Source organism: Umezawaea endophytica, assembly GCF_025061645.1.
GTDB lineage: Bacteria > Actinomycetota > Actinomycetes > Mycobacteriales > Pseudonocardiaceae > Umezawaea > Umezawaea endophytica.
Genome location: NZ_JANYMP010000010.1, coordinates 76,505 through 100,927, shown reverse-complemented (window position 1 = coordinate 100,927; position 24,423 = coordinate 76,505). Strand labels below are relative to the sequence as shown.

At 72.6% G+C, this 24,423-nt stretch carries 16 protein-coding genes; 10 read left to right on the top strand and 6 right to left on the bottom strand.

The window, feature by feature from the left end; translation table 11 throughout:
- Positions 1-162: 162 nt before the first annotated feature.
- From NZH93_RS21475 to NZH93_RS21460, 4 genes are all read left to right on the top strand, one after another.
- On the top strand, positions 163-1,623 hold the full coding sequence (locus NZH93_RS21475) for an AfsR/SARP family transcriptional regulator (RefSeq protein ID WP_259624944.1): 1,461 nt from the start codon (positions 163-165) through the stop codon (positions 1,621-1,623).
- On the top strand, positions 1,557-3,149 hold the full coding sequence (locus NZH93_RS21470) for a tetratricopeptide repeat protein (protein ID WP_259624943.1): 1,593 nt from the start codon (positions 1,557-1,559) through the stop codon (positions 3,147-3,149). Before NZH93_RS21475 ends, NZH93_RS21470 begins: the two co-directional genes overlap by 67 nt.
- Positions 3,150-3,234: 85 nt before the next feature.
- The gene (locus tag NZH93_RS21465) at positions 3,235-4,860 is read left to right on the top strand and encodes an L-lactate permease (protein WP_259624942.1); all 1,626 of its coding nucleotides are present in this window, start codon (positions 3,235-3,237) and stop codon (positions 4,858-4,860) included.
- Positions 4,861-4,956: 96 nt separating this feature from the next.
- A complete protein-coding gene (locus tag NZH93_RS21460) occupies positions 4,957-6,168 on the top strand; it encodes a GNAT family N-acetyltransferase (RefSeq protein ID WP_259624941.1) in 1,212 nt (403 codons plus the stop codon).
- A gap of 11 nt (positions 6,169-6,179) precedes the next feature.
- Here NZH93_RS21460 and NZH93_RS21455 read toward each other — a convergent pair whose 3' ends face one another.
- The 5 genes from NZH93_RS21455 to NZH93_RS21435 form a co-directional block, all read right to left on the bottom strand.
- On the bottom strand, positions 6,180-6,965 hold the full coding sequence (locus tag NZH93_RS21455; RefSeq protein ID WP_259624940.1) for a GntR family transcriptional regulator: 786 nt from the start codon (positions 6,963-6,965) through the stop codon (positions 6,180-6,182).
- 68 nt (positions 6,966-7,033) lie between these two features.
- Positions 7,034-7,825 carry a tryptophan synthase subunit alpha gene (trpA, locus tag NZH93_RS21450; RefSeq protein WP_259624939.1) on the bottom strand — a complete coding sequence of 264 codons (792 nt, stop codon included), beginning with the start codon at positions 7,823-7,825 and terminating at the stop codon, positions 7,034-7,036.
- On the bottom strand, positions 7,822-8,994 hold the full coding sequence (gene trpB, locus NZH93_RS21445) for a tryptophan synthase subunit beta (protein ID WP_259624938.1): 1,173 nt from the start codon (positions 8,992-8,994) through the stop codon (positions 7,822-7,824). Before trpB ends, trpA begins: the two co-directional genes overlap by 4 nt.
- Before the next feature lie 155 nt (positions 8,995-9,149).
- The gene (locus NZH93_RS21440; RefSeq protein ID WP_259624937.1) at positions 9,150-10,673 is read right to left on the bottom strand and encodes a glycoside hydrolase family 53 protein; all 1,524 of its coding nucleotides are present in this window, start codon (positions 10,671-10,673) and stop codon (positions 9,150-9,152) included.
- A gap of 31 nt (positions 10,674-10,704) precedes the next feature.
- Positions 10,705-12,744 carry a beta-galactosidase gene (locus NZH93_RS21435; protein ID WP_259624936.1) on the bottom strand — a complete coding sequence of 680 codons (2,040 nt, stop codon included), beginning with the start codon at positions 12,742-12,744 and terminating at the stop codon, positions 10,705-10,707.
- A 172-nt stretch (positions 12,745-12,916) separates the two neighbouring features.
- Between NZH93_RS21435 and NZH93_RS21430 the strand changes: the two genes are divergently transcribed.
- The 6 genes from NZH93_RS21430 to NZH93_RS21405 all read left to right on the top strand — a co-directional run bounded on the left by NZH93_RS21430 (position 12,917) and on the right by NZH93_RS21405 (position 20,379).
- The gene (locus NZH93_RS21430; protein ID WP_259624935.1) at positions 12,917-14,206 is read left to right on the top strand and encodes an ABC transporter substrate-binding protein; all 1,290 of its coding nucleotides are present in this window, start codon (positions 12,917-12,919) and stop codon (positions 14,204-14,206) included.
- Positions 14,207-14,209: 3 nt separating this feature from the next.
- Positions 14,210-15,133 carry a carbohydrate ABC transporter permease gene (locus NZH93_RS21425; RefSeq protein ID WP_259624934.1) on the top strand — a complete coding sequence of 308 codons (924 nt, stop codon included), beginning with the start codon at positions 14,210-14,212 and terminating at the stop codon, positions 15,131-15,133.
- Positions 15,130-15,963: a carbohydrate ABC transporter permease gene (locus NZH93_RS21420; protein ID WP_259624933.1), complete on the top strand. Its 834-nt coding sequence runs from the start codon at positions 15,130-15,132 to the stop codon at positions 15,961-15,963. Before NZH93_RS21425 ends, NZH93_RS21420 begins: the two co-directional genes overlap by 4 nt.
- A gap of 13 nt (positions 15,964-15,976) precedes the next feature.
- Complete coding sequence (locus NZH93_RS21415; protein WP_259624932.1) at positions 15,977-16,996, top strand: LacI family DNA-binding transcriptional regulator; 1,020 nt, start codon at positions 15,977-15,979, stop codon at positions 16,994-16,996.
- Positions 16,997-17,216: 220 nt separating this feature from the next.
- On the top strand, positions 17,217-20,042 hold the full coding sequence (locus NZH93_RS21410) for an AfsR/SARP family transcriptional regulator (protein WP_259624931.1): 2,826 nt from the start codon (positions 17,217-17,219) through the stop codon (positions 20,040-20,042).
- 49 nt (positions 20,043-20,091) lie between these two features.
- Positions 20,092-20,379 (top strand): hypothetical protein, encoded by a 288-nt coding sequence (locus NZH93_RS21405; protein WP_259624930.1) that lies wholly within the window; start codon positions 20,092-20,094, stop codon positions 20,377-20,379.
- A gap of 73 nt (positions 20,380-20,452) precedes the next feature.
- Here NZH93_RS21405 and NZH93_RS49910 read toward each other — a convergent pair whose 3' ends face one another.
- Positions 20,453-24,313 carry a DEAD/DEAH box helicase gene (locus NZH93_RS49910; RefSeq protein WP_308214222.1) on the bottom strand — a complete coding sequence of 1,287 codons (3,861 nt, stop codon included), beginning with the start codon at positions 24,311-24,313 and terminating at the stop codon, positions 20,453-20,455.
- Positions 24,314-24,423 lie beyond the last annotated feature (110 nt).

Sequence of the window (24,423 nt, the reverse complement as noted above, 5' to 3'; positions counted from 1 at the left end):
AGTCGGGCTGCCACTCGGTGGACACTCCAGTTGTCGCCGGGGATCTCCTTCCTCCGCCGACCGGGAGGAGGCGTCCGACGTCGTCGACGAGCCGCAAAAATCGTACGCCCGTATTCGCGACAACCTGGCATTTCGACCGGCTCGGACGACGGGAGAAGCACGGTGGAGTTCCACGTCCTCGGCCCGGTCGAATTGCTCCACGGTGACCGCAAGGTGCCGATCACGCGGGCCAAGACGCGGCACGCGCTGGGGGTGCTGCTCCTCGCTCAGGGACGGCCGGTGTCGGCCGAGACCATGATGGAGGCCCTCTGGGACGACCGCCCGGACCACGTGCGCAAGGACCTCCAGAGTTACCTCAGCAGGCTGCGCCGCACGCTGAGGTTGGCGCACTGCACCGCGCGGGTGCGGTCCCACGAGGGTTCCTACCTCCTGGAGGCCCCGGACGACGAGATCGACTACGACCGCAGCACCGCGCTGCTGGACAGGGGCCGCCAGGCCAGGCAGCGGGGCCACCTCGACGAGGCCGCGGACCTGCTCCGGGACGCGATCGAACTCTGGCACGGCCTCCCGGTCCAGGGCCTCAACACCCTGTGGATGGAATTGCGGCGGGAGGACCTGGACTTCCAGTTGGCGTCGTGCTGGCAGGCCCGCATCGAGGTCGACCTCCTGCGGCACAATTACAGCGAAGCGCTCAACATGGTCAACAAGGTCATCCCGGACCACGAATTCGACAAGGCATTCATCGGCCAGAAGCTCGCGGCGCTGAACGGCTGCGGCCGCTACTCCGAATTCGACTCCTATTGGCAGCGCATCAGGTTGTCCGGTATCAAGGCGTTCGGCACGGAGCCCGACAGCGAATTGCAGGACCTGCACATCAGGCTCCTCCAGGAACGCGACGGCTACCACCTGTCCCACTCCCCCGTGACCGCGGGCGGCAACCCGCTGCCCACGCCCGCGCAGCTCCCCCCGCAGTCGGCCGACTTCGTGGGTCGCGACGAGCTCGACGCCCTCGACGAGGCGCTGGGCCGCACCAGGGCCAACAGGCCCACCGCCATGCCGGTCCTCGCCGTCGTCGGCGGTGTCGCGACCGGCAAGACGACGCTGGCCGTGGAGTGGGCGCACGACAACCGCCGCCGCTTCCCCGACGGCCAGCTCTTCGCGGACCTGCGCGGGTTCGACCGCCACCCGCCCGCCCGCGCGTTCGACGTGCTCGCCGACTTCCTCGTCGCGCTGGGTCTGGCGCAGGACCAGCTCCCCGACACGACCGAGCGGCGCACGTCGCTGTTCCGCAGCGTGGTGGACGGCCGCCAGGTGCTGATCGTCCTCGACAACGCCCGCGACACCGACCAGGTCCGGCCCCTGCTGCCCGGCAGCTCGTCGTGCGTCGTGGTCGTCACGAGCAGGCACCGGCTCCCCGACCTGGTGAGCAGGCACGCCGCGCGCCGCGTCACGCTCGGCGCGCTGCCCCGCCCGGCGGCCGCGGGCCTGCTGCGCGAGAGCATGGAGGTCGACCGGCTCGCGCGGGAGTCGACCGCGCTGTCCACCGTGGTCGACCTGTGCGGGGGGGGCTGCCGGGTCTGCTGCGCGTCGTGGCGGACGCGCTGGTCGACCGACCTCACCTGAGGTTGGAGGACCTCGTCGCCGAGCTGCGGGGGTCCGAGGACCACGTCCTGCCGTTCGGCGGCGGCGAGGACGGTTCGCTCACGGTGGAGGCGTGGCTGTCGTGGTCGTTCGACGCGCTCAGCCCAGCCACCGCCCGGACGTTCCGGCTCGTCGGCCTGCACTTCGCCGACGAGTTCAGCGCGGGCGACGTGGCCGCGCTGGCGGACACCACGCCGCGGGAGGCCCAGCAGCACCTCAACGCGCTGTGGTCGATCCACCTGATCCAGCAGTCGAGCCATCAGCGCTACCACTTCTACGGCCTCGAACTGGCCTACGCCCGGCGCCGCTTCCGCCTCGACCACGGCGACGCGGACCGGACGGCGGCGCTTCGCAGGCTGCTGGAGTGGTACCTGCACACGTCGGCCAACGCGGTCCGGACCCTGTGGTCGGCCACCGAGACGACGGGGTCGGCGAAGTCGGCGGTCGACCCCCTGACCTTCACCACCGCCCGCGACGCCCTGCTGTGGCTCAGGACCGAGCGGTCCACCCTGGCCGCGGCGGTTCGGGAGGCGGCCGACCTCGGCACCCCGGAGTCGTGGCTGCTGCCCCTGGCGCTGCACCCGCACCACGTCCACGTGGAGTGCCTGGGCGAGTGGCACGACGGGTACGCGACCGCCCTGCGAGCGGCCCGGAAGGCGGGCGACGAGCACTCCGAGGTCACGGCCCACCTCGCGCTCGCCGCGTCCTCCCGCGCGCTCGACGACGACGTCCACGCGGAGCGGCACCTCGTCCGAGCGCTCGCCGCCGCCCGACGCCTCGGGCTGGACCACGAGGAGTCCGAAGCGCTGCGGGAGTTGGGAACGCTCCACCACCACCTCGGTGACCCGGCCTCGGGCGTCGAGCGGTGCGAGGAGGCGCGGCGGGTCGCCGTCGCGGCGCACGACCGGGCGGGCGAGGCGTCGTCGCTGCACCGCCTCGGGCTGATCCGGGCCGACCGCGGCGAGCACGACGACGCGATCGTCGCGTTCGGCCGCGCGCTGCGGCTCCGCGAGGACCTCGACCTCCGGATCGACGTCGCCGCGACGTGCTGCGAACTCGGTCTCGCCCACCTGCGCCGCCACGAACCCGACGAGGCCTTCGCGCTCTGCGAGCGGGTGGTCGACACCGGCGGCGAGCACGCGGCCAACCGCACCGACCTGACCAGGGCGCTGCTGGTGCTCGGCGAGATCGAACATCGGCGCGGGAACCACTTCAAGGCGCTCACTCACCTGCACCGCTCGCTCGCGCTGTGCCACCCGCTGCGCGACAAGGCGTCGGCCGCGCACGCCCTCGACCTCCTCGGCACCTCGTTCCGCGCGCTGGGGCAGAGCGACAACGCCAACGAGGAGTGGCAGCAGGCGCTGCTGCTCCTCACCGAACTCGACGACCCCCACGCCGAGCACATCAGGGCCCGGCTCGCGGACCTGACGTCGACCCGGATCGTCCTGTCCTCCGAGGACACCGCCCTGCCAGGCCCCGACCAGGCCCCGCCGGACCGCTCCAGTTGAGACGGGCACGGAGCGCGAGTGGTTGACCACGGTGCGCACGGCCCCTAGCTTCGGGGGAAAGCGCATTCCTCAACGAGGAGGAAACGTGTACCAGCCGGTCCTCGACGCCGTCTCGGGTTCGCTCGGCCTGACCGCCCTGTTCGCGGCGCTGCCGCTGGCCACGTTGTTCGTCCTGCTCGGCGTGGTGCGGATGAGGGCGTGGCTCGCCGCGCTGCTGTCGCTGGCGGTCGCCGTGCTGGTCGCGGTCGTCGCCTACCCGATGCCGGTCGGCCAGGCGCTGCTCGCGGCGACGGAGGGGGCGGCGTTCGGGTTCTTCCCGATCCTCTGGATCGTGGTGAACGCGATCTGGGTCTACAACATGACCGTCCAAACGGGACACTTCGACGTGCTGCGGCGGTCCTTCGCCCGCGTCAGCGACGACCAGCGGATCCAGGGCGTGATCATCGCGTTCTGCTTCGGCGCGCTGCTCGAAGCGCTCGCCGGGTTCGGCACGCCGGTCGCGATCACCAGCGTCATGTTGATAGCACTGGGTTTCCGGCCGTTGAAGGCGGCGAGCGTCGCGCTGGTCGCCAACACGGCGCCGGTCGCGTTCGGGGCGCTGGCCGTGCCGATCACGACCCTGGCGACCGTCACGGGCCTGCCGGTGCAGGACCTGGCGTCGATGGTCGGCAGGCAGACGCCGCTGCTGGGCGTGTTCGTGCCGATGGCGCTGGTGCTGATCATCGACGGGCCGCGCGGGGTGCGCCGGACGCTGCCCGCGACCCTCGTCTGCGGCACCACGTTCGCCGTGGCGCAGTTCGCCACCTCCAACTACTTCAGCGTTCCCCTCACCGACATCGTCGCCGCGCTGGTGAGCGCCGCGGCCACCGTGCTGCTCCTGCGGGTGTGGCGACCGGTGGACACCTACGTGGAAGCGGTCGCGCCCGCAGGCACGGGCTCGGCGGAGCCTGCGCCGGCGGAGGAGCGGGACGCGCCCAGGGAGGTGTTCCGCGCGTACGCCCCGTACGGCGTCATCATCGCGGTGTTCGCCCTGGCGCAGATCCCCTTCGTCAAGAGCGCGCTCACCAGCGTCACCAGGACGTTCTCCTGGCCGGGGCTGCACCTGCTGACGGCGAACGGGAAACCGTCGACCCTGCCGGTGTTCAAGTTCGACTGGCTCGCCTCGGGCGGCACGCTGCTGATCGTCGCCGGCCTGATCACCATGCCGCTGATCGGCATCGGCGCGCGCCGCGCGTGGACCACCTACCTGGCCACCTACCGGCAGCTCTCGGCCGCGATCGTCACGGTGATGGCCGTGCTCGCGCTGGCGTACGTGATGAACGCGAGCGGCCAGACCGCGACGCTCGGCACCTGGATGGCGGGCGCGGGAGCGTTGTTCGCCGTGCTGTCACCGATCCTCGGCTGGATCGGCGTCGCGGTGACCGGTTCGGACACGTCGTCGAACTCGCTGTTCGGCGCGCTCCAGGTCGCCGCCGCGCAGCAGGCCGGGCTGAGCACGACGCTGATGGCGGCGGCCAACTCGTCCGGCGGCGTGCTCGGCAAGATGATCAGCCCGCAGAACCTGGCCATCGCGGCCGCCGCGGTCGGCATGTCCGGGAAGGAGGGAGACCTGTTCCGCAAGGTCCTCCTGTGGAGCCTGGGTTTCCTGGCGCTGATGTGCGTGCTGGTGTTCCTCCAGTCCACACCCGTGCTGTCGTGGATGGTGCCGTAGGGCGCGTTATTCGCTTGACCCCGCCGCGGGCCCGCGCTGCACTGTGGCCGGACACCGCGGGCCGTGGTGCCGGTACCCGCGGAGGCTGTGGCAGCGATGGAGATCCGTTCCACCACCGACCAGGACCTCGACGTCCTGCTCGACACGTTCCACGCCGCGCTGGGGCGCTTCCCGGACCCGCCTGCCGAGGGCGGTGGGTCCTGGTGGTCGGCGATCGAGGTGGACCGCGGCCTGCTCGCGGTGGACGACGGGCGGCCCGTCGGCACCGCGGGCGCGTACTCCTTCGAGCTCACCCTCCCCGGCGTGGCCGTCGTCCCGGTCGCGGGGGTGACCCACGTCGGCGTCCTGCCCTCGCACCGCCGCCGGGGCGTGCTCACCGCGATGATGCGGCACCAGCTCGCCGACCTGCGGGCCCGAGGCGAGTTCCTCGCCGTGCTGCTGGCGTCCGAGGCCCCGATCTACGGCAGGTTCGGCTACGGGCCCGCGACCTACACGACCCGGCTGACGGTGCAGCGCCACCGGTCCGCCTTCACCCCCGCCCGCACGACGGCCGCCACCCCGGCGACCGGCTCGGTGGAGGTGCTGCGCCGGGCCGACTGCGGCCCGGTCCTGGAGGAGGTCTACGACCGGTACCGCCGCGCGATGCCCGGCGCGCTGTCCCGGCCGCACCACTGGTGGTCACGGGGCGCGGGCCAGCCCCCGGTCTCCACCGCGCCGCGCTACGTGGCCGTCCACCGGGACGCCGCCGGTGTCCCGAACGGATACGCGAGTTACGCGCTCGGTGACGGCGGCAGGCTGAAGGTCGACGAGACCATCACCACCGACGACGCGGTCTTCGCGGCCCTGGCCCGGTTCGTGCTCGACCACGACCTGGTCGACCGGGTCGTGTTCGAGCACGTCCCGACCGACAACCCGCTGCGCTGGCAGCTCGCGGACTTCCGCGCGGGCGAGGTGAGCGACGTCGGCGACTGGCTCTGGGTGCGGCTGCTGGACGTCCCGCGGGCGCTGACCGCGCGCGGCTGGCTCGCCGAGGGGGAGATCGTCCTCGACGTCACCGACCCGTTCCTCGGCGAGCACGACCGCTACCTGCTGACCGCCAGGGGCGGTGAGGCCGCGTGCGTCCCGACCGACCGGGAGCCCGACCTGTCACTGGACGTGCGCGACCTGGGCTCGATCTACCTCGGCGGCACCGCCCCGAGCACGCTCGTGCGCGCGGGCCACGTCCGGACCCACCGGCCGGGCGCGGTCGCACTGGCCGACGAGCTCTTCCGCGCCGAACGCCCGCCGCACTGCCTGCACTGGTTCTGACGCCGCGTCGGCTACCGCTGGACGTACCGGAAGTTCGGGCCCGCCGCCTCGCGCTCGATGGTGACCACCATGCGGTCGCTCACGAGCAGCGCGTCGTCGTGCACCAGCGCCACGCCGTACGCGTCGAAGGTCAGCCGGTCGCTCCGCAGCCCGACGGCGCCCGCCGCCACCTCCAGCAGCGCCGCCACCTCCGGTGTCATCGACTGGGGCGTGATCGTCTCGGTCGCCCGCGCGGGCACCGCGCCGCAGCGCTCGGCCAGCAGCCCGTAGAGGGACTCGGTCTGGAAGTCCGCGTCCAGCAGGGCAGCGCCGAGCGCCTCCGGCACGCGGGACAACTGGTGCACCACGGGATTGGGCCCGACCAGCCGCAGGCGTTCGACCTCCAGCACGCGGTCACCCGCCGCCAGCCCCAGCCGCGCCGCCGTCTCCGGGGTGGCGTCGACGACCTCCGCGCGCAGCAGCGTCGTGTCCATGACGATGCCCTGGGCGCGCAGGTCGTCGACGAGGCTGCCCAGTCCCGTCGCCACGTACGGGACCCGGTTGATCCGGACGTACGTGCCCTTGCCGGGGACCTGCTCGACGACGCCCTGCGCTTCGAGCGCCTGCAACGCCTGCCGCAGGGTCATCAGGCTCACGCCGTACTGCTGGCTCAGGTCCCGTTGGGACGGCAGCGGCCCACCGGCGCGGAACTCCGCCCGGCCGATGCGGCGCAGCAGGTCCCGCTCGATGACCACGTACTTGGGCGTGTCGACGGCCTTGGTGAGCTTGTGCTTGGCGTCCGGCCGCGGGTTCGCCATGTGTCCGTCCTCCTGGTCCGTCCCGCGTGGATCACTGCGGCAGACGGTATCCGGCGGACGGGCGCGCGTCACCCACCGGCCCGGTCCAGTGCGGCGCGGAACCCGGCGATCAGCTCGGCGACACCCGCCGCGCCGCCTGCCTCGGCCACGCGCCGCATCACCGGCGCCCCGATGATCACGCCGTCCGCGACGCCCGCGACCTTCTCGGCGTTCTCCTTCGTGGACACCCCGACACCGATCAGCACCGGCTTGTCCGTGACGGCCTTGAGCCGCCGCGCCATGTCGCGCGCCGAATCCGTCGGCGCGGCCCGCTCCCCCGTCACCCCCATCACGCCCATGCCGTAGACGAAACCCGTGCTGCGGGAGCAGAGCGCGGCCAGCCGGTCGTCGGGTGTGCTGGGCGCGGCGATCAGCACGGTCGCGACCCCGTGCGCGGCGGCGTCCGCCTCCCACGACGCCGACTCCTCCAGCGGCAGGTCCGGCAGGATCGCCCCGTTCACCCCGCTCGCCACCAGGTCGCGGGCGAACTCCCGCTGCCCGTGCTGGAGCACCAGGTTGTAGTAGGTCATGGCGATCAGCGGCACGTCCCGCCGGTACGCCGCGAGGTCGCGCAGCACGGATTCGGGCGTCGTGCCGCGGTCCAGCGACCGGACGGAGGCGGCCTGGATCACCGGTCCGTCGATCACCGGGTCGCTGAACGGGATGCCGATCTCGACGGCGTCCGCGCCCGCGTCGACGGCGGCGTGCACGTAGTCGATCCAGTCGTCCGACACACCGCCGGTGACGTACGGGACCAGGAGCTTGCGGTCGGTGCCGCGCAGGTGGGTCTCGAGCGCGGTGAGGTACGCCGTCGTCGTCATGCCTTGCCACCCTTGCCGTTGAGGAGGGTGATGACCTGGTGCATGTCCTTGTCGCCCCGGCCGGAGAGGTTGACCAGGACGGTCGAGCCGAGCGGGATCCCACGGCCCGCCTCGCGGAACAGGTACGCGAACGCGTGGGCGGACTCCAGCGCGGGGATGAGGCCTTCGAGCCTGCTCAGCTCCCGCACGGCGACGATCACCTCGTCGTCGGTGACCGAGGGGTAGGTCGCGCGGCCGAGGTCGGCCAGGTGCGAGTGCTCCGGCCCGATGCCGGGGTAGTCCAGGCCCGCGGAGATCGAGTACGCCTCCAACACCTGGCCCGCGCCGTCCTGGAGCAGCATGCTCTTGGCGCCGTGCACCACGCCCACGCGACCCGCGCCGATGGCCGCGCCGCCCGCCGCCTCCACGCCGATGAGCGCGGCGTCGGTGTCGGCGAACCCGGCGAAGATCCCGGCCGCGTTGGAGCCGCCGCCGACGCAGGCGACCACGTGCGTCGGGTCGGCGCCGTCGAGCAGTTCCCGGCACTGCGCCAGGGACTCGTCGCCGATCACCCGCTGGAGTTCGCGCACCATCCACGGGTACGGGTGCGGCCCCAGGACGGAGCCCATGCAGTAGTAGGTCGTGTCGACGGAGGCGACCCAGTCGCGCAGCGCGTCGTTGACGGCGTCCTTCAGGGTCCGGCTGCCCGAGGAGACCGGCCTGACCTCCGCGCCGAGCAGTTCCATCCGGAACACGTTGAGCTGCTGGCGCTCGACGTCGACCTCGCCCATGTAGACCACGCACTCCAGGCCGAACAGGGCGCACGCGGTCGCCGTCGCGACGCCGTGCTGGCCCGCCCCGGTCTCGGCGATGACCCTGGTCTTGCCCATGCGCTTGGCGAGCAGCGCCTGCCCCAGCACGTTGTTGATCTTGTGCGAGCCGGTGTGGTTGAGGTCCTCGCGCTTGGCCAGCACCCGGACGCCCAGTTCCTCGGACAGCCTGCGGCACTCGGTGACCGGCGAGGGGCGGCCGACGTAGTGCTTCAGGTAACCGTCCAACTCGCGCCGGAACTCCGGATCGGCCCACGCCTCGGTGAAAGCCCGCTCCAGCTCCACGCAGGCGGGCACGATCGGCTCCGGCACGAACAGGCCGCCGAACTCACCGAACCTCCCCTTCACGGGATCGCCCATGAAAGTACTGGTCAAAGACATGCCACTCCTCCGGAACTGTCGGGACTACGAGGGAAAACAATGGCGGACTCGACCGGGTCAACACCATGTTCACCCGTCGAGCCCGCCATTGTCAACCACACAGTTCTAGAGCGGTGAAATGCGTCGGAAATCATTCATCGGTTGAACGCCGTGATCGCGGGCAGCGCCTTCCCTGACCAGTCGAACAGCGCCTGGTTGTCCCAGCCGTCGCCGGAGTTCGGGTTCGCGGGGTCCCAGCCGTTGCCGGGCACGGCGGTCCAGGTGGGCTCCCAGTAGACGACGCCAAGGCCTCTCGGCACGGCCTGCACGACGCCCAGCACGTCGCGGAAGTTCGCGAGCTGACCCTCCGAGGTGGCCGGGTAGCCGGGGACCAGCAGCGACGGGTCGTTGAACGCGTTCGGCTCGAAGTCGGCGTCGGCCATGGTGAACGGGTACGCGGTCTCCGCCACCAGCACGTCCTTGCCGTAGCGCGCGGTCACGTCGAACAGGGTCTGCTGGAGCTCGCCGAGCGTGCCGTGCCAGTAGCCGTAGTAGGACAGGGCGATGACGTCGAACGGCACACCGCGGGAGACCGCGTTGTCGAACCACCAGCGCACGTCCGCGCCGCGGGCGCCGTTGGCGACGTGCAGGGCGACCCTGGTCGAGGACGAGACGGCCTTCACGGCGTTCGCGCCACTGGTGAGCAGCCGGGCGAGCTGGTCCCAGTGGTCGATCGACCCCTCCGGCCACAGCATCCCCGAGTTGGTCTCGTTGCCGACCTGCACCATGTCCGCGGTGGTGCCCTGGGCCTTCAGCGCGTTCAGCACGTCGTAGGTGTGGTCGTACACCGCCTTGGACAGCCGGGCGAAGTCGTAGGACGCCCACGCGGCGGGCTTGTACTGCTTGCCGGGGTCGGCCCAGGTGTCGGAGTAGTGGAAGTCGACCAGCAGCTTGAGGCCGAGCGCCTTGACCCGCCTGGCCACCGCGAGCACGTCGTCCTTGTCGTTGTAGCCGTCGGCCGGGTTCACCCACACCTTGAGGCGGATGTAGTTGGCGCCGTTGGCCTTCAGGATCGCCAGCGGGTCCTGCGCGGTGCCCGACGCCGTGCGGTAGACCGCCCCGTGGTCCTCGCCCTTCTTCAGGCTCGACACGTCACCGCCGCGGATGGCGAGCGAGGTGCGCTCGGCGGTGAACCGGACGTCGTCGAAGTTCGCCCACGTGCCCGCCTTCCCCTTCGACACCAGCGCGATCGTGCAGCGGCCGGTGGTCACCTGGGCGGACACCACGAGTTCGATCCACAGGGCACCGGCGCTGATCGGCAGCGACGCGCGCTGCTCGGCCCCGCCGCAGTCCCGCAGCGCGATGTGGGACGTGCCGCCGGAGCGCACCCACACCCGCAGCGTGTGCCAGCCGTTCGACACGCCGGTCAGGGTCTGCCGGGTCTCGACCTCGTACGCCGAGGCCGAGTAGTGGGACAGCCGGTAGGAGCCGGACCGGCCGCCCGCCTCGGTGAACGACGCGCTCGCGGTGCCGCCGGTCGTCCACCCGGTGGGGTTCGCCGTGCCGCCGTCGGCCTCGAACCCGCCGTTGGTCGGCGTGGCGGCGGCGTTGGCCGTGGGCGGTAAGCCCATGGTCAACGCCAGCGCCGCCAGCACGGCGAGCAGTCGTGGGGTTCTCATCTCGTCCTCCTCGTTGAGGAACAGGCAGGGTTCAGGTCACGCGCACCACGGCGACGCCGCCGGGCGCGACGAGCAGGTCCGGGTCGCAGTGCCGCCCGGAGAGCAGTTCCTCGCCGCGGACCTCGACGCGCACGGCGTGGTCGTTGTGGTTGACGACGAACAGGTACGCGGCGTCCTCGGTGACCCGCCGCACGACCTCCACGTCGGCGGGCAGGTCCACCCGCACGTCGAGCCCGGCGTCCAGGCGGGCGTCGTGCAGGACCAGGCCGAGCGCCGCGCGGTCCATCCGGGTCGAGACGTACCAGGCGGTCCCCGCGCCGAACCGGTGGCGGGTGACGGCGGGGCCGCCCGCGCTCGGACCGTCCACGTACCGCACGACGGCGTCCGCCCCGGTGAGCAGCACCTCCTCCGCCCACGTGTCGGCGTGCGCGCCGCCGTCGAGCAGCACCCGCTCCCCCGCCCGCAACGGCAGCCACTCCTCGACCTCCACGCCGAGCACCTCGCGCAGCGCGCCGGGGAACGGTCCGGGGTGGATGGTGTCGTTGGCGTCGACGATGCCGGAGAAGTACGACACCACCAGGGTTCCGCCGTCGCGGACGTACTCGGTCAGCACCGCCGCCGCGGCCGGGGTCGTGAGGTACAGCGACGGCACGACGACCAGCGGGTAGCGGGCCAGGTCCGCGCCGGGCGCGACGAAGTCGACGGTGAGGTGGGCGTCCCACAGCAGTTCGTAGAACGCGCCGACGCGCTCGCGGTAGTCCAGTTCGGACGACGGCCGCCAGTCGAGTTCCAGCGCCCACCACGATTCCCAGTCCCACAGCACCGCGACGTCCGGCACCACCAGGCTGCCGCGCAGCTCGTCGAGCACGGCGAGGTGGCCGCCGAGCCGCACGACGTCGTGCCAGACCCGGCTGCGGGTGCCCGAGTGCGGCAGCATCGCCGAGTGGAACTTCTCCGCGCCGAACCGGGAGGCCCGCCACTGGAAGAACATCACCGCGTCGGCTCCCCTGGCGACGTGGGTGACGCTGTTGCGCACCATCTCCCCCGGCCGCTTGGCGACGTTGCGCGGCTGCCAGTTCACGGCGCTGGTGGAGTGCTCCATCAGCATCCACGGCCGTCCACCCGCGACCGAGCGGGTGAGGTCGGCCGACATCGCCAGGTCGACGTGGTTCCGGTCGGCCTCGGCGGTCAGGTAGTGGTCGTTGGCCACCACGTCGACCTCGGGTGCCCAGCGCCAGTAGTCGATGGACTTGCAGTTGGTGGTCATGAAGTTGGTGGTGACCGGGACACCGGGCGACAGCTCGCGCAGGACGTCGCGCTCGGCGCGGAAGCAGTCCAGCAGCGCGTCGGAGCAGAACCGCAGGAAGTCCAGCCGCTGCGCGGGGTTCACCGTCGACCCGCTGGTGCGCGGCGGCTCGACCTCGTCCCACTCGCCGTAGCGCTGACCCCAGAACGTGGTGCCCCACGCGGAGTTCAGCGCCGTGAGGTCGCCGTGCCGGTCGAGCAGCCAGCGGCGGAACGCGGCGGCGGACTCCGGGCAGTAGCAGGAGCCGACGGGCGCGCCGTACTCGTTGTGCACGTGCCACATCGCCAGCGCCGGGTGCTCGGCGTACCGCCGGGCCAACGCACTGGTGACGCGCAGCGCCGCGTCCCGGTAGGCGGGCGCGCTCGGGCAGAACGTGGCCCGCGAGCCGAGTTCGAGCACCACGCCGTTGCGGTCGACGGGCCGGATGTCGGGGTGCGCGCGGTAGAGCCACGCGGGTGGCGCGACCGTGGGGGTGGCGAGGTTCGCCCTGATGCCCGCGCCGTGCAGCAGGTCGAGCAGGCGGTCGAGCCAGCCGAAGTCGTGCTCGCCGGGCCGGGGTTCGAGCAGGGCCCACGAGTGGATGCCGACGCTGACCAGGTTGACCCCGGCGCGCCGCATCAGCTCGACGTCCTCCAGCCACACGTGCTCGGGCCATTGCTCGGGGTTGTAGTCGCCGCCGAACACCATCCCGTCGATCCCGACGGGCGTCGGCGGCGGGTCCACCCGGAGGTCCCGCACGGCCTGCCCTCGCACCACACCGGCCATGGAATCTCCCTCAGTTGGGAACGTTCACAGTCAGTTGGCTAGGTTACTTTGCAGCTACAGACCGGTGTCAAGCGGTTGACAGGACACTCTTGAGGCGAACTACTGTGCACGTTCACAGCGCTCGTCCTCGCCGGTGTTGTCGCTGGCGACGCTGATCCGACCGGAGATCCCCATGCGATTCGACATCGCCAGGAAGGCCGTGGCGGCAGGCCTCGGCCTCGCCCTGCTGGTTGGCTGCGGGAGCAGCGGAGGCCAGGAGCCCGAAGGTCCCACCGAGCTGAGCTTCTGGGCGTGGGCGCCCAACATCGAGAAGGTCGTCGACCGGTGGAACGCCGCCCACCCCGACCGCAAGGTCGTGATGAGCAAGCAGGCCCAGGGCGACGACCTCGTCACCAAGCTGCTGACCAGCGCCAAGGCGGGCAGCGGGCCGGACCTGGCGCAGGTCGAGTTCCAGGCGCTGCCCACGCTCGTGAGCAACGACGTCCTGGCCGACATCGCCGCCCACGCGTCGAGCGTCAAGGGCGAGTTCCCGGACGGCGTGTGGCAGCAGGTCACGCTGGGCGGCGACGGCGTGTACGCGATCCCGCAGGACTCCGGGCCGATGATGTTCTACTACCGGACCGACCTGTTCGAGCAGTACGGCCTCACCGTCCCGAAGACGTGGGACGAGTACGCGCGGACGGCCAGGACCCTGCGGACCAAGGCGCCGGACAAGTTCCTCGGCACGTTCTCCTCCAACGACCCCGGCTGGTTCGCGGGCCTCGCGCAGCAGGCGGGCGGCTCGTGGTGGAGCGTCGACGGCGACACCTGGAAGGTCTCGATCGACGACGCCGCGACGAAGAAGGTCGCCTCGTACTGGAGCGGCCTGGTCGCCGAGGGCGCGGTCGACAAGACCCCGATGTACACACCGGAGTGGAACAAAGCCCTCAACGACGGCACCCAGATCGGCTGGGTCAGCGCCGTGTGGGCTCCCGGCGTGCTGGCGGGCAACGCGCAGAGCACCGTCGGCAAGTGGGCCATGGCCCCGCTGCCGCAGTGGGACGCCGCGTCGCCGCGCACCGGCAACTGGGGCGGGTCGACCACGGCGGTCACCGCCGGGTCCAAGAAGCAGAAGGCCGCGGCGGAGTTCGCGATCTGGCTCAACACCGACCCCGAGGCGGTCGCCGCGCTGGTGACCGACAGCGGCGTCTACCCCGCGGCGACCAAGGCGCAGACCGGGTCGGCACTGGCGAAGCCGCCCGCGTTCTTCCCCGCCCAGACCGACTTCTACGCCACCGCGCAGCGGGTCGCCTCCACGGCGGCGGGCTTCACCTGGGGCCCGAACGTCAACGTCGCCTACACGGCGTACAAGAACGCCTTCGGTGCCGCCATCACCGGCGGGACCGACCTGGCGCCCGCGCTCGCCGAGATGCAGCGGGCGACGATCGACGACCTGCGGGCCAGCGGGTTCAAGGTCGGCTGACCGGTGCCCTCCACCACGTCCCGACCACGGCGGGCGGGAGCGGCGACGCCCTACCTGTTCGTCGCTCCCGCGGTGGTCCTCTTCCTGCTGGTGCTCGCGATCCCCATCGCGTACACGGTGTACCTGAGCCTGTTCCGGATCGAGGTGAGCGGACTCGGGCTCGGCAAGGGCAGCCGCAAGGAGGTCTTCACCGGTCTCGGCAACTACGCGCGCACCCTCACCGACGCGGAGATGGGCGCGGGCGCGTTGCGCGTGCTCGGGTACGGCGCGCTGCTCGTGCCGACGATGTTGTTGCTGGCGCTGGTGTTCGCGCTGCTGCTGGACGAGGACCGGGCACGGGCCCGCGGCTTCTCCCGGATCGCGATCTTCCTGCCGTACGCGATCCCCGGCGTGATCGCGACGCTGCTGTGGGGGTTCCTGTACCTGCCGTCCACCAGCCCGTTCGTGCAACTCCTGACCGAGCTGTCGCTGCCGGAGGTGGACCTGCTGTCGCCGACGGGCATCTACTTCGCGCTGGCCAACATCGCGGTGTGGGGAGGCGTGGGATACAACATGATCGTCCTCTACACGGCGCTGCGGTCCATCCCGCGCGACCTCTACGAGGCGGCGCGGATCGACGGCTGCTCGCCGGTGCAGGTCGCGCTGCGGATCAAGATCCCGCTCGTCGTGCCCGCGCTGGTGCTGACGACGCTGTTCTCCGTCGTCGCGACGCTCCAGGTGTTCGCCGAGCCGACGACGTTGGCGCCGCTGACGAACTCGCTGTCGCGCACGTGGAGCCCGCTGATGAAGGTCTACCAGGACGCGTTCGCCCGAGGTGACGTCCACTCCGCCGCCGCGGCGTCCGTGGTGATCGCCGCGGTGATGTTCGTGCTGTCCTTCGGCCTGCTGCGGATCACCCGCTCACGGGCGTTCGGCGGTGAGCGGTGAGGCGGGCGCTGGGCACGCTGCCCACGCTGGTCCTGCTGCTCGGGGCCGCCTACTGCCTGCTGCCGGTCGCCTGGGTCCTGGTCGCGGCGACCAAGAGCAGCGGCGAGCTGTTCGCCACGTCCACGTTCTCCCCCGGCACGTCGATCCTGGCCAACCTGGACGACCTGTCGTCCTACCGGGACGGTGCGTTCTGGCGGTGGATGGCCAACTCCGCGCTGTACGCGGGTGTCGGCGCGCTGCTGTCGGCCGCGCTGTCCGGGCTCACCGGGTACGCGCTGGCGAAGTTCGCGTTCCGCGGCCGGGACCTCGTGTTCAACGCGCTGATCGCCGGCGTGCTGGTCCCGTCGGTCGTGCTGGCCATCCCCCAGTACCTGCTGATCTCCGAGGTGGGGCTGGCCGACACCTACCTGTCGGTGCTGGTGCCCAGCGTGCTCAGCCCGTACGGGATCTACCTCGCCCGGATCTACGCGGCCGCCGCCGTGCCGGAGGACGTGGTGGAGGCGGCCCGCACCGACGGGGCGGGCGAGGGCCGGATCCTGTGGTCGATCGCGGTGCCGATGATGGCGCCGGGACTGGTCACCGTGTTCCTGTTCCAGTTCGTCGCGATCTGGAACAACTTCCTGCTGCCGTTCATCATGCTCGGCGACGACCGGAAGTTCCCGGTGACGCTCGGGCTGTACACGATGCTCAACCAGGGCAACACCACGCCCGCGCTCTACACCCTCGCGATCGTCGGTTCGCTCGTGTCGGTGCTGCCTCTGATCGCGCTGTTCCTCACGCTCCAGCGATACTGGCGGGTGGACCTGCTCTCCGGAGCGGTGAAGGCGTGAAGGGAAGTGGGCCATGACCGGCAGGCTGGGCAAGAGCAGGGCACGGCCCACCATCCACGACGTGGCCGCCGAGGCGGGCGTCTCCAGGGGCACGGTGTCGCGCGCGCTCAACGGCGGGCAGAACGTCAGCCCGACGGCGCTGGAGGCGGTGCTGGCGGCCGTGCGCAAGACCGGGTACGTGGCGAACTCCGCCGCCCGCAGCCTGGTGACGCAGCGGGCGCACTCGATCGCGTTCGTGCTGACCGAGCCGCAGAGCAGGCTGTTCGAGGACCCGAACTTCAGCATCCTGCTCCAGGCGTGCACCCAGGAGCTGGCCGAGCACGACCTGCCGCTGCTGCTGATGACGGCCAGCAGCGACGTCGAGCGCAAGCGCACCAGCCGGTTCCTCGCGGCGGGCCACGTCGACGGCGTGCTGCTGGTGTCGTCGCACACCGGCAACCCGCTGGTCGACGAGCTGCTCCAGTTCGACATCCCGGTCGTGACCTGCGGCAAGCCGCTGGGCCACGAGGGCAGGGTCGCGTACGCCGCCGCGGACGACCGGGAGGGCGCCAGGTCGATGGTGCGCCACCTGCGGGAGCGCGGCCGGACCAGGATCGCGACGATCACCGGCCCGCTGGACACCCCCGGCGGGGTCGAGCGCCTGGCGGGCTACCGCGACGTCCTGGGCGCGGACGCCGTGCCGTCGCTGATCGCGCAGGGCGACTACTCGCGGGCGGGCGGCGAGGCGGCCATGGCCGAGCTGCTGGCCAGGTCGCCGGACCTGGACGCGGTGTTCGTCGCGTCCGACCTCATGGCGGCGGGCGCGCTCACCGTGCTGCACGACGCGGGCCTGCGGGTGCCGCGGGACGTGGCCGTCGGCGGGTTCGACGACTCCGGCATCGCCTCGACCACCCGGCCCGCGCTGACGACCGTGCGGCAGCCGTTCGAACGGATCACCCGCGAGATGGTGCGCCTGCTGCTGGACCTGGTCGCGGGCCAGCCACCCGCGGCGGCCCTGCTGCCGACCGAACTGGTGGTGCGCGACTCGACCTGAGGGGACGTCCCCAGTCGACCATCCATTCGAGACGGACTCCGGATAGTGCTCGGCGAATCCACCTCGCCTTTTCCCGCAATGCCCGCATTTATGCGGTGTCGATTGGGAAAAACCGCTCGCGCTCCGGCGCTTTCCCCCGTGGTCGACCGGTTGTGGTGGACGATCGGAATACGGGATCATCGGAGATCGCCGCACGACGACGTGGTCCGCCGGAGGTACGATGACCGCTGCGGAAACGCAGGTGGAATTCCAGGTCCTGGGATCCCTCCAGGTTTCGGCGAGCGGTGGTCTGCTCCGGCTGACCGGCAGGCGCCAACGGACGTTGCTGGCGCTGCTGCTGGTGAACGCCGACCACGCCGTTTCACTCGACACGCTCATCGACGCCGTCTGGGACGACCGTCCACCCACCACCGCCAAGCGCCAGGTGCAGAACAGCGTCTCCGCGCTCCGCAGGCTGCTGGAGGCGGGCGAACGCGACCCGGACCCGGCCGTGGCGCCCACGATCGCCGCCGAGGGCAGCGGGTACCGGCTCCGGCTCGGTGCCAGCACGCTGGACGCGTCGCTCTTCCAGGCACGGGTGGACGAGGCGCGGCGGCTGAGCGCCGCCGGTGAGACCGGCGCGGCCGCGGCCGAGTTCAGGGCGGGACTGCGGCTGTGGCGCGGACCCGCGCTCGCCGGACTGCCGGGCAGGGCCTTTGAGGCCGCCGCCGCCCGGCTCGACGAGCAGCGGCGGGCGGCGGTCGAGGAGTGCGTCGAACTGGAGCTGCGGCTCGGCAGGCACGCCGAGCTGGTCGGCGAGCTGGTCGAGCTGGTCGCCGCGAACCCGCTCCGGGAACGGCTGGTGGGCCAGTTGATGGTGGCCCTGCACCGGTCGGGACGGCAGGCGGAGGCGCTGGAGGCGTACCACCGGCTGCGCGGGGTGCTCGCCGACGAACTCGGCCTCGAACCGGGCGCCCGGCTGCGGGAGCTGCACACCGCCGTCCTCCGGGACGAGGCGGGCGACACCGAGGCCGTGCCGTCCCGGCCCGCCGCCGGGCGGGTGGTGCCCGCCCAGCTCCCCGTCGACGTGATCGGCTTCACCGGCCGCGTCCGGCACCTCAAGGAACTCGACGAGGTGCTCCCCGGCGGCGAGGGCACGGTGGTCACCGCCATCGCGGGCATGGCCGGGATCGGGAAGACCGCGCTGGCCGTCCACTGGGGACAGCGGGTGCGCCACCACTTCCCGCAGGGCCAGCTCTACGTGAACCTGCGCGGCTTCGACGCCGACGGGTCCCCGGTGCGGCCCGCCGACGTGCTGCTCGGGTTCCTGGAGGCGCTCGACGTGCCGCCACCGCGGGTGCCGGTCGGCCTCGCCGCCCGGTCCGCCCTCTACCGGAGCCTGCTGGTGGACCGCCGGGTGCTGGTGGTGCTGGACAACGCCCGCGACGCCGACCAGGTGCGACCGCTGCTGCCCGGCAGCCGCGGCTGCCACGTCGTGGTCACCAGCCGCCGCGTGCTGTCCGGACTGGTCGCCGCCGAAGGGGCCCGGCCGGTGGTGCTGGGTCTGTTCGACCCGGCCGAGGCGCAGCAGATGCTGGCGCTGCGGCTCGGCCGGGAACGCCTGGCGGCCGAGCCGGACGCCGTCGACGAGATCATCACCCGGTGCGCCTCGCTGCCGCTGGCGCTGGCGGTGGTGGCCGCCCGCGCCGCCATCCACCCCGACTTCCCCCTGGCCTCGCTCGCCGCCGAGCTGCGCACGGCCCAGGGCAGTCTCGACGCGCTGGGCGGCGACGACCCGGCCACCGACGTGCGTGCCGTCTTCTCCTGGTCGTACCACCAGCTCAGCGAACCCGCGCGCCTGCTGTTCCGGTCGCTGGGGCTCAGCCCCTGCCCGGACGTCACGGAGCGGTCGGCCGCCAGCCTGACCGGGCTGCCCGTCGACCGGACCCGCGCGCTGCTGGCCGAACTGGTGGGCGCCTGCCTGGTCACCGCGCAGGCTCCCGGCCGGTACGCGTGCCACGACCTGCTGCGCGCGTACGCCGCCGAACTGGCCCGCGGCAGCGACACCGACGGGCAGCGGCGGGAAGCCCTGCACCGGTTGGTCGACCACTACCTGCACAGCGCCCGCGCCGCCGACCGGCTGATCGACGCCCACCGCGACCCGATCACCATCCCGCCGGTCCAGCCCGGTGTGGTCGTCGACGAGCACACCGACCACGAGCACGCGATGCGCTGGCTGACCGACGAGTTCGCCGCGATCACGGCGGTCGTCGAGCGGGCGGCGTCGACCGGGTTCGACGACCACGCCTGGCGGTTGGCCTGGGCGGTGGCCTACTTCGCGGAGCGCCGGGGGCTCTGGGAGCCGTGGGCCGCCGCGCAGCACACCGCGCTGGCGTCGGCGCGGCGGATCGGGGACCGCCTCGGACAGGCGCACGCCCACCGCAGCCTCGGGCGGGTCCACGTCCACCTGGACAAGGTCGCCGACGCGGTCGTCCACCTGCGACACGCCCTGCGCCTGTTCCGGGAGACCGGTGACACCGCGGGAGAGGCCAGGGTCCACTTCGACCTGTGCTGGATCGACTTCCGCGAGGGCGAGCACGCGACGTCGCTGGCGCACGCCGAGCGGGCCTTCGAACTGTTCCGCGACATCGGCCACCTGTCGGGGCAGGCCAGGGCGCTCAACAACATCGCCTGGGGCCACAACCTCCGCGGCGACCACGAGCAGGCACTGGACGCCGCGGAACGGGCGCGGCGGCTCAACGAGGAGATCGCCGACCGGTTCGGCGACGCGGACACGTGGGACGTGCTCGGCCACGCCCACCAGGGGCTGGGGCACCACGAGGAGAGCATCCCCTGCTACGAGAAGGCAGCCGGGCTCTACCGCGACCTCGGCCACCGGTGGGCGGAGGCCGAGACGATCGCCCACCTGGGCGACGCCCACCTCGCCGCGGGGGCCGTCGAGGCCGCGCACGACGACTGGCACCGAGCCCTGGTCATCTTCGACGAGCTCGGGCACCCGGACGCGGACGCGGTCCGCTCGAAGCTGGGCTCCGCGCGGTCCCGGTGACCGTTGTCGGCCGTCGTGGCAGAACGATGAACGCGGCGATGCCGATTCGATGAACACCACCACCGAGACTCTTCCCAGCGGCACAGCGGGCCCTGGCGAGGAGGAGGGACGGCACGCCGACCGTCCGGCGGGCGACCTCCGATCGCGGCCACCGCAGGGCCCGCTGCCCCGCGAACCGGGGGTGCGGGCCAGGACGGCACGACCCGTCGTCCTGGCCCGCTTCACCGTGACGAGGAGGCAGGCCGTCAGGTCGGCGCGACCTGTCGTCCTGGCCCGCTTCGACGTGACCATGAGGCAGGCCGGCACGACCCCATCGTCCGAGCCCGCTTCGGCGTGACGATGGAGACAGGCCATCAGGTCGGCGCGACCCGCCGTCCTGGCCCGCTTCAGCGTGCTGAGCAGGCAGGCCGTCAGGCCGCCCCGAACCCCCGGCGGGGTCGGCGTGCGGGCGGCGGTGGTTCGGGATCGTCCTCGGGGACGGCCAGCCGGTCGTACGCGGCGAGCCAGCCGGTGGCGCGGTAGTCGCCGCGCCGGGTGAACACCGCGACCCCCGCGTCGGCGTCGGACTCCGGGTCGCGCGGGTTGTCGACGTCCGTGGTCGCCTTCGTGACCACGACCGGGCCGCGTACCTTGCCGCGCCAGGCGACCGCGGCGGCGCCCGCGAGTCCGGACACCACCGCGCCGGTCTCCCCCTCGACGATCGTCGCCCCGGTGACCCGGTCGCGCAGCAGTGCCGTGTAGCCCGCCTGGTCGAGTTCGCAGCCGGTCGGCGGCACGCCGGGTTTCCAGTCCGGGGCGCGCAGGCCGGAGTCGACCGCCGACCGCCACATCGCCGGGACCAGGTCCTTGGCGCGGGCGCGGGTGGCCATCTGCTCGCACAGCCACAGCAACCGGCCCGCTCCACGCCTCGGCACGAGCCTCCGCCACCGGACCCGCTGGTCCAGGTCCGCGGCGACGATCGCGATCCACGGGTGCACGGTGCCCAGCACGCCCTGGGCGGCCAGCCACGACAGGTAGCGCGGCGCCTGCTCCAGCACCGGGTGGACCGTGGCCACCGGGATGCCCGCCACGACCCGGCGCGGCTCCCGGAACAGGTGCGGCGAACGAGCCGTGACCAGCAGGGCGGCCCACGCCAGGTCGCCGGGAGCCGTCGAGGCGGAGGAGCCGAGCCCCTTGATGGAGGTGGTGTGGGTGATCCGGGACGTCCGGCCGCCCGCCTTGATCGCGGTCGCGACGGCGGGGCGCACCGACTCGGCGACCGGCAGACCCGCCAGCTCCGGGACGGCGACGGCCAGCACGAGGCTGAGCGCGTCCTCGGCGGAGTCCGGGTCCTGCGGCACGGGCAGCAGCCCGAGGGTGCGGCGCAACCGCTGCCCGGTGTAGGTCGACACCATCATCCTGGCGGTCAGCCTGCCCAGGTCGGTGGTGGCCAGCACCAGGTCGTCGCCGCGCCGGACCCCGGTGAGGTGGCCCTCCGCGACCAGGAAGTCGACCGCCGCCTGCACCGGCTCCAGGTCGTCGTCGCCCTGCGCGTGGGCCAGGGTCTCCACCCACCACGCCTGCGCGTCGGCCAGCGTGGTGATGCGGGCCTGGAGTACCTCGGCGAGCACGTGGTCGGCGAGGCTGTCGTAGATCCGCGAGTACACCGAGTACCCGGCCACCAGGCGGGTCTGCCACGCGGCCCGCTCGGTCTCCTCGGTCAGCAGGTAGGACCAGCCCTGGGTCTCCCCCGCACCGATGCGGCCCGCCCGGCCGAACATCTGCTGCACGGTCGAGGTGTCCATCGGCTCGCCGCCGATCTTGGTGTCCCGCACGACCACCGCCCGCGCGGGCAGGTTGACGCCCGCCGCGACCGTGGACGTCGCGACGAGCACGTCCGCCTCCCGTGCCCGGAAAGCGCGTTCCGCGGCGTGCTTGTGCTCGTAGTCCGCGTAGTGCATCCGCACGCCGACCGCCGCGCACACCTTCGTCAGCTCGTCGACGTCGTCGGCCGCGGCGGTGTGCACCGGAGCGCCGCGCGACGCGGCGACCGCCATCGCGGTGGACCGGACGTTGCGCTTGGACCCGCAGAACACCAGCACGCTGCCCGATTCGGCGGTGTGCCGCTCGGTCAGCTCGACCACGGCCTGCTCGCGCATCCGGCTGCCGCCCGCGAAGGTGGTGCTGGCGGGGAGCACCGGGAGCTGCCACGTCACCCGCGACGGCCGCCAGGTCGTCGTCACCAGCGTGGCCTGCAACCACTCGGCGACCTCGGCGGCGTTGGACACCGTCGCGGACAGGCCCACGATCCGCACCGGCGACTCCGCGCCCCGCACCCGCGCCAGCAACGCCTCCAGCAGCGCGCCGCGGCCGGGGCTGCCGAGCAGGTGGATCTCGTCCACCACCAGGCACCCGACCTCGCCGAGCGCGGCCTGCAACGACCCCGTGCGGCAGATCGCCTCGAACTTCTCCGTGGTCGCCACCCACAGGTCCGCCTCGCGCACCTTCTCGATGTCGACCGCGTACTCGCCGGACAGCCTCTCCACCCGCAACCCGTTGCGGCGCCACGCTTCCAGCTCGATGTTCAGCTCATCGGTCAGCGACCGCTGCGGCACCAGCCACGCCGCCTTCCGGCCGTCCTGGAGGATCGACCGCAGCGCCGCCAGCTTCCCGATCGTGGTCTTGCCCGCCCCGGTCGGCGCGGCGACCAGCAGGTGCTCGTCGGTGTCCAGGATGTGCGGCGCCGCCTGGCTCTGCGCCGGGTTGAGCAGCGGGAACGACAGGAACGGCAACCACTCCGCAGGCACGAGGCGGTCGGCGGGCGTCGAGTCGGGCACCGTCGCCGGGTCGACCGGCTCGTGCAGGTCCCACAGCACCTCGAACGCCAGCAGCGCCGCGAGCGCCCCGTCACCACCGACCGGATCGCACCGGTCGGGCACCAGCCCGCCCACCTCCGACAGCCACGCCGACGCCACGACCGGCACGAGCCCACCGGCAGGCCCCACCGACGAGACCAGCTCCTCCTCGATCCAGTGCGGCACCGACCGGAACGCCACCTCGGCCACCTTCAACCGCTCCCGCAGCCCGTCGAACCTCGGGTGCTCGGGCAGGACGACCCGGACGTCGACGGTAGACGGCAGGTCCGGCGGCTCCAGGTGCGGGTCCACGGTCTTGCGCCACCACACCAGCCGGTGCTCCGTCGACCCGGCCAGGCCGGGGGGCAGGACCGGGATCGACGCGGCGGGAGCGGCGGCGACCGTGGTCGACCCGGTGAGGATCGACCGGATCCGCGCGGCCATGACGGTCGTCGACACCCGCCGCCGGGCGGGGGCGGGTGGTTCGGTTTCGGGCGGGGCAAGGGGTTCCGGGTCGACGGGAGGGGTTCGGTCGAGTCGGTCAGGCCCTGGTCGGCTCGGTGAGAGCAGGTCCGGCCCGACGGGAGGGTCCCAGTCGAGCGGGTCCGGCTCAACCGGAGGAGCCCAGTCAAGCGGATCCGACCCGGCCGGGTGCGGTGCGAGCGGATCCGGCTCAACGGGAGCGGCCCAGTCGAGCGGGTTCGGCCCCGACGGGCTCGGTGCGCGCGAGCCTGGTCCGACGGGAGCGTCTCGGTCGAGCGGGTTCGCGTCCGGCCGGGTGCGGAACCGGGAGGTGTGGTTCGCGGCGGGTGGTTGGGCCGGTCGAGGGCGGAGGTCGGGTGGTTCTTCCCCCGTGGGTGGTGGGTTCGTGGCAGGCGGTCGTGGCGGGAGTGCCTGCCGTGCGGCGGGAGGTCGGTTCGTACCCGGTGCGAGGTCCGGGCGCTGCTCTGCGGCAGGAGGACGCCCCAGGTCCGGCGACCGGGCCGGCCGCTGCCCGAGTGCCGTCTCGTGGGCGCCGTCCGGACCGCCTGCCGACCGCCCCGGCTCCGGCCGCGCGGGTGCCGTCCGCTGTCTGGGCTCGAAATCTGGGCGTTCGAGCGCCGCGAGCTGGGCCTCTTCGCGCAGCCTGCGGGCGACGGACTCCGGCCGCAGCTCCCCCAGCACGGCGCGTTGCGAGAGCTGCAACTCGCGCACGGTGAACGACGCCGGGCACGTCGGGCAGACGACCGCGGCCTGGAGTTGCTGCCGCCCCTTGTGCGGGTGCGACCGGTACATGCCGTGCAACTGCCCGCCGCACGTCGGGCAGGCGCGCTCGATCGGCATCGGCGAGTGCAACCACCCCGGCTCCGCGTAACGGGCCGTCGCGGGCTCCGGCCGCACGCCCCACCGCGCGTAGGCGACACCGGCCACGGACGTGTCCTTCGACGCCTGGCTCACCTGCCCCCTTCCGCCTCGGCGGCCCCGATGTTATGCCACACGGGCAGGCGCGGCCCGCGACCCGTTCGCTCGTCGAACGGTTCGCGGACGCTAACAGGGGGGTCCGACAA